16 protein-coding genes are annotated in these 15,459 nt (G+C 65.9%); 6 read left to right on the top strand and 10 right to left on the bottom strand.

Going from position 1 to position 15,459, the window contains the following annotated elements; all coding sequences use genetic code 11:
* Positions 1–29: 29 nt before the first annotated feature.
* Positions 30–788: a type III pantothenate kinase gene (locus tag MJ606_RS13020; RefSeq protein ID WP_243049959.1), complete on the bottom strand. Its 759-nt coding sequence runs from the start codon at positions 786–788 to the stop codon at positions 30–32.
* Positions 785–1,756: a biotin--[acetyl-CoA-carboxylase] ligase gene (locus MJ606_RS13015; RefSeq protein WP_243049958.1), complete on the bottom strand. Its 972-nt coding sequence runs from the start codon at positions 1,754–1,756 to the stop codon at positions 785–787. The genes MJ606_RS13020 and MJ606_RS13015 overlap by 4 nt, the downstream gene beginning before the upstream one ends.
* A gap of 313 nt (positions 1,757–2,069) precedes the next feature.
* On the opposite strand from MJ606_RS13015, the gene MJ606_RS13010 reads away from it, so the two are divergent.
* Positions 2,070–2,312, top strand: coding sequence for a hypothetical protein (locus MJ606_RS13010; RefSeq protein WP_243049957.1), 243 nt, complete (start codon positions 2,070–2,072; stop codon positions 2,310–2,312).
* 11 nt (positions 2,313–2,323) lie between these two features.
* Positions 2,324–3,091 carry a M90 family metallopeptidase gene (locus MJ606_RS13005; protein ID WP_243049956.1) on the top strand — a complete coding sequence of 256 codons (768 nt, stop codon included), beginning with the start codon at positions 2,324–2,326 and terminating at the stop codon, positions 3,089–3,091.
* A 3-nt stretch (positions 3,092–3,094) separates the two neighbouring features.
* Here the strand turns inward: MJ606_RS13005 and MJ606_RS13000 are convergent, their stop codons facing one another.
* From MJ606_RS13000 to MJ606_RS12980, 5 genes are all read right to left on the bottom strand, one after another.
* The gene (locus MJ606_RS13000) at positions 3,095–4,513 is read right to left on the bottom strand and encodes an ATP-binding protein (RefSeq protein ID WP_243049955.1); all 1,419 of its coding nucleotides are present in this window, start codon (positions 4,511–4,513) and stop codon (positions 3,095–3,097) included.
* Positions 4,479–5,171, bottom strand: a complete 693-nt coding sequence (locus MJ606_RS12995) for a response regulator transcription factor (RefSeq protein WP_243049954.1) — start codon at positions 5,169–5,171, stop codon at positions 4,479–4,481. The genes MJ606_RS13000 and MJ606_RS12995 overlap by 35 nt, the downstream gene beginning before the upstream one ends.
* Positions 5,171–5,491 carry a hypothetical protein gene (locus MJ606_RS12990; protein WP_243049953.1) on the bottom strand — a complete coding sequence of 107 codons (321 nt, stop codon included), beginning with the start codon at positions 5,489–5,491 and terminating at the stop codon, positions 5,171–5,173. Before MJ606_RS12990 ends, MJ606_RS12995 begins: the two co-directional genes overlap by 1 nt.
* 95 nt (positions 5,492–5,586) lie before the next feature.
* Positions 5,587–6,567, bottom strand: coding sequence for a tRNA dihydrouridine(20/20a) synthase DusA (gene dusA / locus MJ606_RS12985; protein WP_279236842.1), 981 nt, complete (start codon positions 6,565–6,567; stop codon positions 5,587–5,589).
* A gap of 1,474 nt (positions 6,568–8,041) precedes the next feature.
* Positions 8,042–8,674, bottom strand: coding sequence for a TMEM175 family protein (locus MJ606_RS12980; protein ID WP_243049951.1), 633 nt, complete (start codon positions 8,672–8,674; stop codon positions 8,042–8,044).
* A 362-nt stretch (positions 8,675–9,036) separates the two neighbouring features.
* Between MJ606_RS12980 and MJ606_RS12975 the strand changes: the two genes are divergently transcribed.
* Positions 9,037–9,813 (top strand): ferredoxin--NADP reductase, encoded by a 777-nt coding sequence (locus MJ606_RS12975; RefSeq protein WP_243049950.1) that lies wholly within the window; start codon positions 9,037–9,039, stop codon positions 9,811–9,813.
* Between the two features lie 18 nt (positions 9,814–9,831).
* Here the strand turns inward: MJ606_RS12975 and MJ606_RS12970 are convergent, their stop codons facing one another.
* A complete protein-coding gene (locus tag MJ606_RS12970) occupies positions 9,832–10,485 on the bottom strand; it encodes an RIO1 family regulatory kinase/ATPase (RefSeq protein ID WP_243049949.1) in 654 nt (217 codons plus the stop codon).
* A 109-nt stretch (positions 10,486–10,594) separates the two neighbouring features.
* Between MJ606_RS12970 and MJ606_RS12965 the strand changes: the two genes are divergently transcribed.
* Together MJ606_RS12965 and MJ606_RS12960 are read left to right on the top strand one after the other, a co-directional pair.
* Positions 10,595–11,074 (top strand): DUF456 family protein, encoded by a 480-nt coding sequence (locus MJ606_RS12965; RefSeq protein WP_243050111.1) that lies wholly within the window; start codon positions 10,595–10,597, stop codon positions 11,072–11,074.
* 80 nt (positions 11,075–11,154) lie between these two features.
* Positions 11,155–12,927: a DUF885 domain-containing protein gene (locus MJ606_RS12960; RefSeq protein WP_243049948.1), complete on the top strand. Its 1,773-nt coding sequence runs from the start codon at positions 11,155–11,157 to the stop codon at positions 12,925–12,927.
* A gap of 114 nt (positions 12,928–13,041) precedes the next feature.
* Here the strand turns inward: MJ606_RS12960 and MJ606_RS12955 are convergent, their stop codons facing one another.
* Both MJ606_RS12955 and MJ606_RS12950 read right to left on the bottom strand, forming a co-directional pair.
* Entirely contained in the window at positions 13,042–13,710 is a 669-nt protein-coding gene (locus tag MJ606_RS12955) for a hemolysin III family protein (RefSeq protein ID WP_243049947.1), read from the bottom strand.
* Positions 13,711–13,811: 101 nt separating this feature from the next.
* Positions 13,812–14,240, bottom strand: coding sequence for a hypothetical protein (locus MJ606_RS12950; protein WP_243050110.1), 429 nt, complete (start codon positions 14,238–14,240; stop codon positions 13,812–13,814).
* A 303-nt stretch (positions 14,241–14,543) separates the two neighbouring features.
* Here MJ606_RS12950 and MJ606_RS12945 point away from each other — a divergent pair, with 303 nt between their 5' ends.
* Positions 14,544–15,371 carry a universal stress protein gene (locus MJ606_RS12945; protein ID WP_243049946.1) on the top strand — a complete coding sequence of 276 codons (828 nt, stop codon included), beginning with the start codon at positions 14,544–14,546 and terminating at the stop codon, positions 15,369–15,371.
* Positions 15,372–15,459: the final 88 nt, after the last annotated feature.

Genomic DNA, 15,459 nt, shown 5'->3' with positions numbered 1-15,459 from the left:
GTCAGGCAAACGCGACAGGAGCCGGCATTCTAGAGAGCCGGCGCCAGCGGGGAATGTGTATCCGACCACACCACCAGGCCGGACAGCACGCTATCCGTGCTCAACAAGGCGGGCACGGACACCAAAGGAAGCAAGGCCTCGGCGTCGCCGCCGCCCAGCACCAGCGATGGCGTACCGCCGAGCGATGGCCCCATATGCGCCACGAAGCGCTCGATCAAGGCCGCCGCCGCCTGCCAGCAGCCGGAGGCGACGGCATCGGGCGTATTGTCGGCCACCTCGAGTACCTGGCCGGGACGTTCGACACGCACCCGCGCTGTCGCACCAAGCAACGACTGCTGCATCAATTGCGGGCCCGGCGCGATCAGTCCACCCAGGTGCTGCCCGTCGGCGGCCAGGGCGTCGAGGGTGAGCGCCGTACCCACCCCGGCCAACACGCACGGCGCCAGCTTGTCGGCACGCGCGGCCACCATGGCGAGGAAGCGGTCCACGCCGAGCCGCGAGGGGTCCGCATAGGCATTGCGTACCCCGCAGGCTTCGGCCGGCGTGCGCAGCCACTCGACCACACGGGAGAAGCACGCCGATACCACCGCCGCCACCTGCACTTCACGCTCGCCGTCGACCACCGATGCGCCGAACACCTCTTGCGGCATCGGCAATCCGCGCCAGGCGTCATGCAGGGCCAGCACCACGTCCTCGTTCCAGCCGAGCGCGCCACGCGCATGCCAGTGGGCGCCCTCGCGCAGCGCCCACTTCAGGCGGGTATTGCCCAGGTCCAGCAGCAGTCTCATACGCGACGCACCGTGACATCCGCGCTGTCGATCGCGCGCAATTCGGTGGGGGTTTGCAGCAGGAGTGCGCCACGCGCATCGACCCCCGCGCCAATGCCATCCAGCGCACCAAGCGCCCCTTGCACGCGCAGCGCCTGCCCGCGAAGCCGATCGTGACGGGCGTATTCGTCGATGAACGCCGCAAAGCCTTCGCGTTCGAACTGGCCCAGGCCGTCGACCAGCGCCGTGATCAGCGCCGCGGCCACTGTATTCCGATCCGGCACCACCGCACCCGCCAGCGAGGCCAGATCATCCACCGGCTGCCCGGCTTGCTCGCGCAGGGCCGGTGTAAGCCGCACGTTGAGGCCCACGCCGATGATGGCGGCGCAGGGGCCCTGGTATTCGCCGCTGAGCTCGACCAGGATGCCGGCCAGCTTGCCGTCATCGCTCAACACATCGTTGGGCCACTTGAGGCCTGCGCCGATAATGCCCAGCGAGGACAGCGTGCGCATCACGATCACGCCCACCGCCAGCGACAACCCCGACAGCGCGGCGAAGCCGGCGTCGAAGCGCTTGAGGCAGGAAAGGTAGATATTGAGCCCCGGCGGCGACAGCCAGGTACGACCGCGCCGTCCCCTGCCCGCGCTCTGCGTCTCCGCCAGCACCACGCTCAGGTCCGGCAGCGTGGCCACGCGGCGCTGGATCTCGCTGGAGGTGGAGTCGATCTCCCAATGCAGCTCCAGCGTGCCCAGTCGCTGCTGCACCGAGGCCGGCAGGGCGTTCCGAATGGCTGCTTGCGCCAGCAACTGGACGGGCCATGGCAGCCGATAACCCGCCGTGCCCCGCGACTGCACCGGCACGCCGCGCGAGCGCAGGGCCTCGATCTGTTTCCAGATGGCGGCACGGGTGACGCCGGCACGTTCGGCCAGCAGCGCACCCGACACCGTGCCGCCGTCCGCCAGCGCGGCTAGCAGGTCCTGGGCCTGCATCAGTGCCAGCCCATGCCAGGCAGGCCACGTCTACGGCCGCCGGTGGGGAGATCGGACGGGGGGAGAAGGTGGGACATCCGGCGATTCTAGCCTGCCGCGCGGGCGCCCCACAGGCCGAGGCGTACTCCGCGCCCCATGACTTCTGGGACTCGCCGCCCCGCTCACGCCCCGCCGGGGGCACTGGCATCGACCACCCGTTTCTGCCAGCATCGGATTCTTCGATTGCGGATCAAGGGGTTGAGCCGCCATGTGTGTCGGGAAGTTCTTGATAGGCAGTGTTCTGTGCGTCGGCAGCATCGGTGCTGCATCGGCCATGGATGCGGACGCCCAGGATCTGACCACGATGCAGCATTCGGTGGACGCCTCCTCCAGCAGTCGTGACGGGTCCGGCGGCGGTGATGCGCTCGGCCTGTCGCGTGAGGGGGCCTCGCCCTCCAGCCCCAGCTCGTCGTCCAGCAACGACAACTGCCCCAGCCAGACGCCCCCGGCCGCTGCCCCGCGCAGCCGTCGCGCCACTATTGGCTGGCAGTCGTTGTTGCCCGGTTCCATCCAGTAAACCTCCGGCCGGTGCAGGCCTCCTGGTGGCGGCGCGTTCGCGCCTACTTATCCCCTCCCCGACTCGCTGAGCCGCCCTGGCGCCTGGCGCTGGCGGCTTGTCCGCTGGCGCAGCGACTGGATGGCGATCACCAGGAAACCCTGCGCCAGCTGGTCGCCACCTTCCTGGCGCGCAAGCGCTTTCACGCCCTCGCCGGGGCCGAACTGACCGAGCAGCTGCAGGTGCTGATTGCCATGCAAGCCTGCCTGCCGGTGCTGCGGCAGGGGCCAGGCGCCCTCCGCGGCTGGCGCGACGTGCTGATCTATCCCGGCGAGTTCAAGGTGCAACGCAGCCACCACGATGATCGCACCGGCGTGGTGAGCGAGGGCGAGGACGTACTGATCGGCGAAGCCTGGGAGCACGGCCCGCTGGTGCTGTCGCTGGCCGATGTGCAACTGGACCTTAAACAGCCTTGGGATGGCTACAACGTGGTCGTGCACGAGATTGCGCACAAGCTCGACATGCTCGATGGCCCGCCGGACGGGGTGCCGCCGCTGCCGCCACATATCGTGCGGCGACACTGGATCGTCGCGTTCCAGCGCGCGTTCGATCATCTCGCCAATGACGTGGCGCGCGGACGCGACACGTTGATCGATCCCTACGCGGCCGAAAGCGCCGATGAATTCTTCGCCGTGGTCAGCGAGCTGCACTGGTCGCAGCCGGCGGTGCTGCGTCGCGCCGATGCGGCGGTGGCGGAGCTGTTGACGGCGTATTACGGCCCCTCGCCCGCGCCGCACTGACGATCAGCTTGGCGGCAGCTTCACGCTGAAGCGCGCGCCATCGAATTCCGGCGAACGATCGACGATCAGCTCGCCCTTATAGGCACGCACGATGTCCTGCACGATGGACAGGCCAATGCCGTGGCCCTGCACGCGTTCGTCGCCGCGCACGCCGCGCTGCAGGATGGTGTCGATCTTGTCCTCGTCGATGCCCGGGCCGTCGTCTTCCACGCTTAACCACAGGCCTGGGCGCTGCCGCCCGGCGACGGGGCGCATCTTCACCACCAGCAGCACGCGATGGCGCGCCCACTTGAAGGCGTTTTCCAGCAGGTTGCCCATCAGTTCGAGCAGGTCGCCCTGTTCGCCATAGAAGGCCGCGTTGTCGTCGATGTCGAATTCGCACAGCACGTTCTTGGCGGCGTAGACCTTCTCCAGGCTCTGCACCAGGTCTTCGGCATAGCCGGCAATCGGAATCGCCGTGGCGGCAAACGTCTGTCGCCCGGACGTGGCGGCGCGAGCCAACTGGTAGGCCACCAGCTCATCCATCTTGCGCACCTGGTCCAGCACCTGGTCGCGCAGGCCCGACTCGCCGCTGACGGTTTCCAGTCCGGAACGGATCACCGCCAGCGGCGTCTTCAGACTGTGCGCAAGATCGGCCAGCGTGTTGCGCGTGCGCACGCGCTGCTCGCGCTCGCTGTCGATGAAGGCATTGATGCGTTCGGTCAGGCCGGTAAGCTCGGCCGGATACTGGTCGCCCAGGTGCTCGCGCTCGCCACGCTCCACGCGCGACATCTCGCTGGCCACCTTGCGCAGGGGCGTCAGGCTCCAGCGCAGCAGCAGCATCTGCAGCAGGATCAGCATCACGCCCAGCGAGGCCAGCCAGAAGATCAGGCTGCGGCGGAACACGGCGTTGCGGCCTTCGAGCTGGTCCTCGGTCTGCGCCACCATGAAGGTGAGATGCACCGATTTCTTCTCGGCCGTGTCCAGCGCCACGCCATAGGTGTAGTAGTACAGGCGCCCCATGCGCGTATCGACGGGGCCGACGAACTGGCCTTCGCCCGGTTCCAGCGGTTTCAGGAAACCGAAGTCACGCCCGATCGCCGAGGGCGACTCCCACTTGAAGCCGTTGTCGCCGATGGCCACGGCATACAGGCCCGAACCCGGGCGCGAAAAACTCGGATCGGGCGGGGTGTCGGGCAGCAGCACCTTGCCGGAGCGACCGACCTCGGTGCCCGCCAGATAAGCCACGACGAAATTCTGCAGGCGATCCTGCAGCCCCTTCAGTGCGCTGTCGGCAGCCGTGCGCGTAAGTGTGAGTCCGACCACGCCGAGAAAGGCCGCCAGCACGAAGCCGGTGGCCACTGCCGCACGCGCCGCCAGTGAAAACGGGCGGCGCGGCGGGGCCGGATCACTCGTCTTCGGCTTCGCTGCGAGGGATGGCAAAGCGGTATCCGCGTCCACGTACCGTCTCGATGGGCTTGAGGTTGCCGTCCGGATCGAGCTTCCTGCGCAGGCGGCCGATGAAGACTTCCAGCACGTTCGAGTCGCGATCGAAATCCTGCTGATAGATGTGCTCGGTGAGGTCAGCCTTGGAGACCAGCTCACCCGCATGCAGCATCAGGTACTCCAGCACCTTGTACTCATAGCTGGTCAGGTCGACCGGCTTGCCTTCCACCGTCACCGTCTGCGCGGTGGTGTCGAGCTTGATCGGACCGCATGCGAGCACCGGCTTGGACCAGCCGCTGGCGCGGCGCACCAGCGCATTGATGCGCGCCAGCAGTTCTTCCACATGGAACGGCTTGACCAGGTAGTCGTCGGCGCCGTGCTTGAGGCCTTCCACCTTGTCCTGCCAGCCGCCACGGGCGGTGAGGATAAGGATGGGGTAGCGCTGGCCGGCTTCGCGCAACGCCTTGATCAGGTCCATGCCCGACATCTTGGGCAGTCCCAGGTCGATGATGGCCAGATCGAATGGCACCTCACGTCCGAGGTAGATGCCCTCTTCCCCGTCCTGAGCCGCATCGACGGCAAAACCATCGCGCTTCAGGCGTGCGGCGAGGGTTTCGCGCAGCGGCGCCTCGTCCTCAACCAAAAGGATGCGCATCAGTGTTTCTCCTTGTTGCTCTCGCCGTCACTGGACGGATTCTTGGTCGAATCATTGGAAGCCGGCCCCTTGCTGGCCTCCGTGGTCACCGTCACCACGCGAACGTGGCCGGCCGGTGTCAGCACTTTCACACGGTGCTCGAAAGAACTGCGCCCACGCCGCACGGTACTGGCCGACAGCACCTTGCCGCCAGTCTCCTTTTGCACCTGGCTCACCGCCTGCTCCAGCGACATGGCCGGCTCGGCGCTCTGGGCCGCATGCGCGGCCACGCCCACCGACAACATCAGCAGCAATGCCAGGGGGCGCAGGATTGTTTTCATTTCGTTAATCAAGCCCAGGTCGCCTGCGGAACCGAACGCATCTTCGTTCAGACTATGGAAGCGGGGCTGAATATTGACCGGACAAGCGGGCGCCGTCACGCCGCCACCCGGGGTTGGGCGATGGCCTGCTCAAGCAGCGACCAGCCGGCACCGGGCAGATGGGCGCCCTCGCTCAGGCGTCGGCGGAATCCACGCGCGCCCGGCTCGCCCTGATAGAGCCCAAGCAGGTGTCGGCTGATGTGCTTGAGCGCGGTGCCCCGCGCCAGCTCGGCCTCCACGTAGGGACGCATGCGGTGCAGCACGTCCTCACGGGTGGGCAGGGGTTCGCCATATAGCGCGGCCTCGACCCGGGCCAGCACGTAGGGATCATGGTAGGCGGCGCGCCCCAGCATCACCCCATCGACCCGGGCCAAATGGGCCTGCACCTCATCCACCGTGGTGATGCCGCCATTGATGACCACCACCAGCTGCGGAAACTCGCGCTTGAGGCGATACACCCGCTCGTAGTCGAGCGGCGGGATCTCGCGGTTCTCCTTGGGGCTAAGACCCTGCAGCCAGGCCTTGCGGGCATGCACCACCAGCACCTCGACGCCGGCGCCGAGCATCGTCTCGGTGAAGTGCTGCAGGTCGGCGTAATCGTCCTGGTCGTCCACGCCGATGCGGCACTTCACCGTCACCGGCACGTCCACCGCGTCGCGCATGGCCTTGACGCAGTCGCCAACCAGCGCCGGTTCGCGCATCAGGCAGGCGCCGAAACGGCCCGACTGCACGCGGTCGGAAGGGCAACCCACGTTGAGGTTGATCTCGTCGTAGCCCGCATCCATGCCATAGCGCGCCGCCACGGCCAGTTCCTGCGGCTCGCTGCCGCCCAGCTGCAGCGCCACCGGGTGCTCCTGCTGGCTGTGCTCCAGTAGCCGCAACTGCTTGCCGCGCACCAGCGCGGCGCTGGTCACCATCTCGGTATACAAGCGCGCATGCGGCGACAACAGCCGGTGGAAGTACCGGCAGTGGCGGTCCGTCCAGTCCAGCATCGGTGCAACCGCGAGCCGGAAATCTTCTCGATGACGTCTAAACATGCCGCGAATTGTACCCGGCCGGCCGAGACGGCGTGCCCGAGTCAGGCAGCGGGATCATCTGCCTAAGGTCCGCTACGGGTCGGGAGCGGACAGTTTTATCTGACCTCAACGCCAGCACTCTTGTTTCGCCTAGCTAAACGTAGGCGCCCTACTAAAATGCCTATAGCAGCCCCCCCGATACAGGAGATCGCTGTTAACCCCCAACGCGGCGCTCCAAGCCGCCAGGCGACATAGTAGGTAGCGGCCCAAATAATCAACAGACCAAGGAGTACCAGCCAAACGACAGTCGGATGCTTCGTTACTGGCATTTAGTGCTCCTCCAAATTTCATTTACTTGAGCGTCCGCTTCGGGTCGGAAGCGGACATATTCTCGTGTCAGGTTGTCCAGCATCCCCACATGTCTCGATAGCGGTACGGCGTGCCTGCCGCGAAAGCGGCCTCCTTGATGAGAGCCACCATCTCTTCGAACCGCTCAACCCCATTACTTAGTGTGCATAGCTGCTTTTCTTTCTGGTCGTATAACGCCAAAACGTAGCGTGGCCCTCTACCGCCCCCTCCAGAAGAGCCACTTTGCCGAGCGAAGAGAACAGAAACTCTCTTTGTCGGAAAAGGCCATTGATCAAGATGGAATCAGGCGTCACCTTGATCGAGTACGCGACACACGCTCGATAACCCATATAGAACGCAAGCACTACGAATATTTCGAACCCGGCCAATCCCAAAAGGTCCACTCCCGTTGGCCGCGGTGACGACAATAAATAGATGGCTGGGCCAAAAAGCAAGGGCAGTAAGGTGAAGTAGCGCAAGAAGACGAGTGTGCCTCTTGAGTATCCGAAGCTTGTTACACCTCTGCCGCCCCGTGGCTCGGTACCCGCCCGCCAGTACGCCGAGGGATCTGGAGGCCCCTCTGCTGCAGTCTTCTTCCTGCGATACGCCTGATATAGAAATAGAGCGACAAAAAAACCTAGAAGTGCGATGAAAAGGTAACCAGCCCCTGGCTGCTCACTTCGGTAGTAGACCAAGCCCACATCGCCAGACCCCTTTAGAAAAATGGCCAATGCTTCCGTTGCGAGCGCCACAACACTTCTCCCTGCGGTTGATGAGTCATTTGAGATCGAGGCTGACTTTTCCTACCGCCGCCTCAAGACCCGCCCTACGTTGTTCTCCATGAACTGTCCGCTCTGGGTCGGAAGCGGACGCTCCGAGCTTGCCGAGTCACCATCAGCGCGGCAAGGCCCAGCCGCTCCACGGCAAGCCCTTCGGGGCAACAAGGGGGCAACATGGGAAAGCAGGTATGACCCTAAACCATTGCCGTTAAAGGCTTATGCTCCCTAAACCATTGCCGTTAAAGGCTTATGTTCCCTGCCCGGTCCTATCCATCATGGGCGCGACGGTGAGGCGCCAGTCGTCTTTTTGCAGCGGCTGGCGAAGCGGTGAGGCGGGGGCTGACATGCGGCCTATTGTACCGGCTCGGTCAGGGCACCGTGGCCGCCCGCCGGCCCTGGCGCCAGGCCAGCCAGCGCACCCCCGCCGCGGCCAGGCCAAACACGCAGGCCCCCACCAGGGAGCCGAGCAGGTACAGCATCGCGGCAGCGCACAGGACCACCGCGAAGATCAGCTTGAACAGCAGTTCGCGCGCTGCCGCGCGCGGCAGCTCGGGCGCCAGCCTGGCGATGAAGGCGACATAAGCCCACAGCAGCGCCATGCAGCCATAGGTGATGACAAAGGAGAGCGCATAGACGATCACCGCCTGGCCCTGGCTGGGATGGGTGATGGTGAAGCGCACCACCACCGGCACCAGCGCCACCAGGCTCAGCAACAGCATGTTGATGACGGTGCCGGGCCCGTCGATGTCGCGCAGATGCGACACGATGCGCCGGTGCACCATCCACACCTGCCCGATCAGGAAGAAGCTCAGGAAATAGATCGCCAGCGGCACGGCCCACGCCTGCCACAACGAGGCGCCGTCCTGCTGCTCCGGCCTGATTTCGATCGCCGACAGCGTGATGGCAATGGCAAAGATGCCATCGGACAGCATCACCAGCCGCTCGAGATGCCGCTGCCCCGCTTGCCGATCGATGATGGGTTGCTCCACGTCCTGCGTCATGCCCTATCCCCTGGCGATGTCGGATCGAGGATGTCGTGGCAGGCCATCCCGGCGTCCCGCCGACCCTCCGCGCGGCATGATGCCGCAGTAATTTGCGTGCCGCGAGTCCCAAAAGCCGCCCGCGCCGGGCGTCCCGCCATGCGGGGCCTTGCCGGGAGCCCGCCCGCGCCGATGCGGACGGCGCGCCCGGCACCGCATGAACAGCGTGCCGGGCAATGGCATAATGCGCACTTATGCGCTGCAACCTAAGGGCAGCACTCGTCAGGCGCAGCGGCGTTCCGCCTTCCCCATACGAGTCCGGCGTCGGCCTCTGGTCGATGGCTTGCCCGCAGCCCCTTCTTTCCTAGCGACGGTAACCGGCAATGGTGGCATTGGCGACGGAGCACGTGATCGACGTGCACCACTGGAACGACAGTCTCTTCAGCTTCCGCACCACGCGCGACCCTGGCTTCCGCTTCGACAGCGGCCAGTTCGTGATGATCGGGCTGGAGGTGGAGGGGCGCCCGCTGATGCGCGCCTATTCCATCGCCAGCGCGAACTACGAGGAGCACCTGGAGTTCTTCAGCATCAAGGTGCCGGATGGCCCGCTGACCTCGCGCCTGCAGCACCTCAAGCCGGGCGACCCGCTGATCGTCAGCCGCAAGCCCACCGGCACGCTGGTGCTCAACGACCTCAAGCCGGGCAAGCACCTCTACCTGCTTGGCACCGGCACCGGGCTGGCGCCGTTCATGAGCCTGGTGCGCGACCCGGAAACCTACGAGCGCTACGAGAAAATCGTGATCGCGCACGGCGTGCGCAACGTCAACGACCTGGCCTACAGGGACTATCTGGAGCAGGAACTGCCCCAGCACGAGTACCTCGGCGAATTGGTGCGCGAGAAGCTGATCTACTACCCCACGGTGACGCGCGAAGCGTTCCGCAACCAGGGTCGCATCACCGACGCCATCGTGGATGGCGCGATGGGCAAGGCCACCGGCCTGCCGCCGCTGGACCCGGCCATCGATCGCGTGATGCTGTGCGGCAGCCCCTCGATGCTGGACGATACCTGCGCCCTGCTCGACAGCCGCGGCTTCCAGGTGTCGCCGCGTACGCGCGAGCCGGGCGACTATGTGATCGAGCGGGCGTTCGTCGAGAAGTGATCGCGGCGGGCCGCGTGGTCAATCGCGCACGCGGCCCTGGCCTTCGTTGTCCCAGTAGCCGAACACGCGGCGGGCGATGAGCTTGTAGAGACGCTTGCCGGTCGCACGCCACACTCGCGCATGGGGCGCGGGCGTGCCGAGGATGGCGCGCTGGCGCGCGCTCAACGCCTGCGGACAATACGTGCGCTTGTGCTTGAGCAGGTGACGCACGTCTTCACGCGCCAGCAAGCGGAACAGCGGACCACGCCGCCCCCGGGTCCAGGCAATCTGGAAATCCACCAGCGCCGGGCGGCCATCGATACGCACCAGCCAGTTCGGTTCCTTGGCCAGGTCGTTGTGCACGATGCCACGCCGATGCAGGCGCGCGAGCAGGCGCAAGGCATCGCGGTAATAAGCCTTGTCGCGAGGCTGCGCCTGCTGCATGGGGGCGCCGGCGATGTAGCCGCGCAGCAGCTCGTGACCGTTCCAGCCCAGCAATGCCGGCACGCCGTCGATGCCGTCGAGCTTGGCCAGGGCGCGCGCCTCGCGTGCCGCCGCCCGCCGCGCGAACGAACGCGCCCACCAGCGTGCCGCCACAATGTCGCGACGGATCACGGGCACACCGCCGCGCTCGGTCATTTCGATGCGCCCGAGTTCGTCGGCTTTGAGCAAGGTGTCGCGCGAGGTATCCACAGGTCGTCCGCCAGCCATCGAGCGGCGCGCATTCGTGGCCGGCACCGCATTCGGGCATATTGTCGCCGATCCGGCAGCCGCCCGCTGCCACCGCGCGGAGAACACCATGCTGGAGATCGTGCTGTACCTGCTGGCCGCCGCGTTGATCGTGGCGGGCCTGGCCGGCACCATCCTGCCGGCGCTGCCGGGCATCCCGATGATCTTCGGCGGCATCTGGCTGGTCGCGGCGGTGGATGATTATCGGCACCTGAGGACGGGCTGGCTGGTGGTGATCGGTGCGCTCGGCGCCCTGGGCGTAGTGGTCGACTTGGTGGCCAGCACGCTCGGCGCCAAGCGCGTGGGCGCCAGCAAGCTGGCGCTGTGGGGTGCTGCGCTGGGCACGCTGGTCGGCATGTTCCTCGGCATCGCCGGCCTGCTGCTCGGCCCGTTCGTCGGCGCGGTGCTGGGCGAGCTGGCCTCGGGTACCAGCGTGCTGCGTTCGGCCCATGTGGGCGTGGGCACCTGGCTGGGACTGTTGTTCGGTACGCTGGTCAAGCTGGTGATCTCCTTCATGATGATCGGGCTGTTCGCCTTCGCCATGCTGGTTTGACGGCCTGCGACCTTCGGCACATGGCGGGACGCACGGCCCCCTTTAGGCTCGATGCACTTCCTCCCCGGGGATCTCCAATCATGATCAAACGTCTCGCCCTAACCATGGCCGTTGCGCTCGCCGCGGCCGGCTCGGCCCAAGCCGATACGAAGACGCCCAGCTGGATCGAACGCAGCAATGCCGACTCCAAGGTGATGCTGGAGGTACTGGCCAGGTTCAACCCGGAATTCGCTTCGCAGGTCGGCCTGCCCGGCTTCGACGACAAGGTGGTCGACCTCAAGCCGGACGTGGATGCGCGCTCGCGCGCCGCGCTGGTGGACGCCAAGACCAGGCTGGGGAAAATGCTGGCCGACGAGAAGGACACCAACGTGCGGCAGGATCTGCAGATCCTGATCAAGGCCGCCGACCTGCAGATCGAAGGCATCGACCTCAACCACAAGTACATGCTGCCGTACCAGGACGTCGGCGAGCTGATCTTCAACGGCGAGTTCGTGCTGCTGAAGGACGACGTGGACGCCAAGCGTCGCCCGTCCGCGCTCAAGCGCCTGGAATGCTATGTCGGCAAGGCGCCGGGCTGCACGCCGATCACCGAGCTGGCCAAGGCGCAGACCACGGCCCGCCTCGGCGAGAAGGACCTGATCGGCCCCTACAAGGGTGAAGTGGAGCAGAAGCTTTCCAACACCCAGCGCTACGCCGATGGCATCCGCCAGCTGTTCACCAAGTACAAGCTCGACGATGCCGAGGGCAAGGCCGCGCTCGATGCACTGGACAGCCAGCTGAAGGACTACGACGCCTGGGTGCGCACCACCATCGTGCCGCGCGCCCGCGCGGACTTCCGCCTGCCCGAACCGATGTATGCCTACGATCTCAAGCAGGTCGGCATCGACATTCCGCCGGAACAGCTCATCAAGGAAGCGCAGCTGGAGTTCGTGGAGCTGCGTTCCACCATGCAGATGATGGCGCCGGTGGTGGCCAAGGCCGAGGGCATCCAGGCCACCGACTATCGCGACGTGCTCAAGGCGCTCAAGCAACAGCAACTGGGCAAGGACGATGTGGTGCCGTGGTATCACGACATCATCGGCAAGATCGAAGACATCATCCGCCGCGAGCACATCGTGACGCTGCCGCAGCGCAAGATGCAGATGCGCCTGGCCTCGGAAGCGGAAGCCGCCGCCGTGCCCGCGCCGCACATGGACCCGCCGCCCTTCATCAACAACCACGGCGAACAAGGCACTTTCGTGCTGACCATGGGCAACCCGTCGGCCAGCGGCGACAAGTCCGATGCGTATGACGACTTCACCTATAAAGCCGCAGCCTGGACGCTCACCTCGCATGAAGGTCGCCCGGGCCACGAACTGCAGTTCGCGGCGATGGTGGAGCGCGGCGTGTCGCTGGCGCGCAGCCTGTTCGCCTTCAACAGCGTCAACGTGGAAGGCTGGGCGCTGTATGCCGAATCGGAAATGCTGCCGTACGAGCCGCCGGCCGGCCAGTTCGCCGCCCTGCAGGCCCGCCTGATGCGCGCGGCCCGCGCATACCTCGACCCGATGCTCAACCTCGGCCTGATCAGCAAGGAACGCGCGCACGACGTGTTGCGCAATGACGTGGGCCTGTCCGAAGCGATGACGCGCCAGGAACTGGACCGCTACACCTTCGACAGTCCCGGCCAGGCCACGGCCTACTTCTACGGCTATATGCGCCTGCAACAGACCCGATTGAATGCCGAGCTGGCACTGGGCAAGAACTTCAACCGCCAGGCCTTCAACGACTTCGTGATCGGCCAGGGCCTGTTGCCGCCCGAACAGCTCGCCGAGGCGGTGCGCACACAGTTCATCCCGTCGCAACAGAAGAAGTGATGTCGGCGGGGACCTCGCTGTCCCCGTTGCCCATCGAGGCCGCGCCTTCGCGCGCGGCCTTTTCTTCCGCTTGAAACAAAACGGGATCTCGACGCAGCGCGTCGGGCGCGTGATTCACGCCGGCGCGTCGGGAATCACGTAGAACAGTACGGCCAGGTAGTGCAGCACGCTGCCGGCCAACACGAAGAAATGCCACACCGAATGGTGATACGGCAGCTTGCGCCACAGGTAGAACGGCACGCCCAGCGTGTAGGCCACGCCGCCCGCGATCAGCAACACCATGCCGCCGGTCTGCAGATGCTGGGAGAGCGGCTTGAACGCGATCAACCCCACCCAGCCCATGCCCACATACATCAGCACGGCCAGCTTGCGGTATTGCTTGAGCAAGCCAAGCTCCAGCGCACTCCCCATGATCGCCAGCGCCCAGATGATGCTGAACAGGCTCCAGCCCCACGCGCCGGGCAGCGCGATCAGGGTGAACGGCGTATAGGTGCCGGCGATCAGCAGGAAGATCGCGATATGGTCGAACGTGCGCAGCACACGCTTGGCCAGCACGCCGGGAATGGAGTGATAGAGCGTGGACGCCGTATAGCAGAGGATCAGCGTGGTGCCGAACACGGCACAGGCCACCACGTCACGTGCATCACCGTAAAGCGAGGCGAAGGCCACCAGGATGGCCAACCCGGCAATGCTCAGCAAAATGCCGATGCCATGGATGACGCTGCTGGCGAGTTCGTCGCCGAAGCCATAACGGGGGAGAGCCGTGCCGGAGAGGGCGGACATGGGGAGTTCCTCGTCGAACAAAACGTACCAAAGCGTACGGATTGCGCCACCTTAGCCGGCCCGCGATCGAATGCAAGCCAGGCGTGGCGTACGAAACTGCGTCACTCGATGATGAAAGCCCCGAACGCCACGCCCAGGTCCCAGCCCTTGCCGGTGCCGCTGAGGGCCAGCGAGACATTGCCCTTGGTCATCACCCGCGCCCCCGCGGACTTGGACGCACCCGCGTGTACGCCGGCGTCGGCATAGTGGCCCTTGATCTCGCTGAGGCTGGTCACCCCGGAGAATTTGCCCACGCCATTATCGATCTGACTCTTGCCGAAGGTGATGCCGCCGCCCTTCACGCGGATATGCACGGCCATGCTCTGGCCGTTGCTGCAATGGACGGTGCCGCTGCCAGTGGCGGTCTGATAGAACACTGACCAGCCCGACAGGCGGAAATTCATCTTGCACTCGATGTCGCCCGCGTGCGCCGGACTCACCATGACCCAACCGGCCAGTGCCAGCGCCACCGCACCCATGCTTTTCCACATCGTCATGCACTCTCTCCTGTCTGATGCCGGCTTCGCCAGGGCGAGACGGTTCGACGATTCTGGCGAGCCGCCGCCGTCTGCGACGTGAATACTTCTTTCACCCGCGCTGTACGCCAACACAAGTCACGGTTCCGCAGAATCACCACACCGGGCATCCCCTCTCTCTCCCCCGATGCCCGGCCTTGCCGCCCCGCCACCCTGTGCGGGGCTTTTTTTTGCCCCCATCCGTGACAACGCGGGCTACACGGGCGTCCATGGCAGGCTCTAAGCTGGACCCGGATCGGGAATCAGGAGAACCGCGCGATGTCAGCCATCGACCTGCTGTTGCATCTGGACCACCTGGACCTGGGCGTTGCCGCGCCGCGGGCGGCCCTGGCGCTGGCTCGCCGGCTCGACGCGCGGCTGGATGCCCTCTATGTCGCCGACCTCCCCGCCACCGCCTTCAGCCTGCCCGAGGCCGTGCCGGTCCAGCTGGAGGAAACCCAGCGCCGCGTCGCCGAGGCACGCGCTCACCTGGGCCACTGGCAGCAGGCGCTGGCCGCCCATGCGCTTACCGGTGCCTGGCGGGTGACCCAGGGCGACACCGTGCAAACCGTCAGCCAGGCGGCCTCCGGTTACGACCTGCTGGTGATGGAGCGCAGCCAGCAACGCAGTGATGCACCGGTGGGCTTCGGCTCGGTGTCACGCTGTGTCTTCGCCAGCGGGCGACCGGTGCTGGTGGTGCCGGACCTGGCGCCCGTCGCCAGCCTCGGCGCGAACATAGTGGTCGCCTGGAACGGCAGCCGCGAATCGGCTCTCGCACTCGCCGCCGCCGTGCCCATCCTGAAAAAGGCCGAGCAGATACGCGTGCTCGACGGCAGCGAGATGAACGCCGAGATGTTGCCGGTGTTGCCACCACCGGGGCTGGTCGACTGGCTGCAGCGACACGGCATTCAAGCGAGCATCGAGGTATTCGACAGCGGTCCCAGCCATGCCGCCGGCGCAGCCTTGCTGGACATCGCGCATCGCACCGGGGCCGACCTTATCGTGATGGGCGCCTGGAGCCGCTCGCGGCTGGCGCAAATGGTGCTGGGTGGCACCACCCGCCACCTGTTCATGCACGGCGATGTACCCATGCTGGTGGCGCACTGAAAAATTCCCGGCAGGCACTCCCGCAGTGCGCCGCACAGGATAGCCTTCCATACGGCCACTTGTGCAAGCGCTTTCGACGAGCATAGGC

The organism is Dyella sp. RRB7 (assembly GCF_022761115.1).
In the GTDB taxonomy this organism is placed as follows: Bacteria; Pseudomonadota; Gammaproteobacteria; order Xanthomonadales; family Rhodanobacteraceae; genus Dyella.
This window is presented reverse-complemented; position numbering and strand designations above follow the sequence as displayed.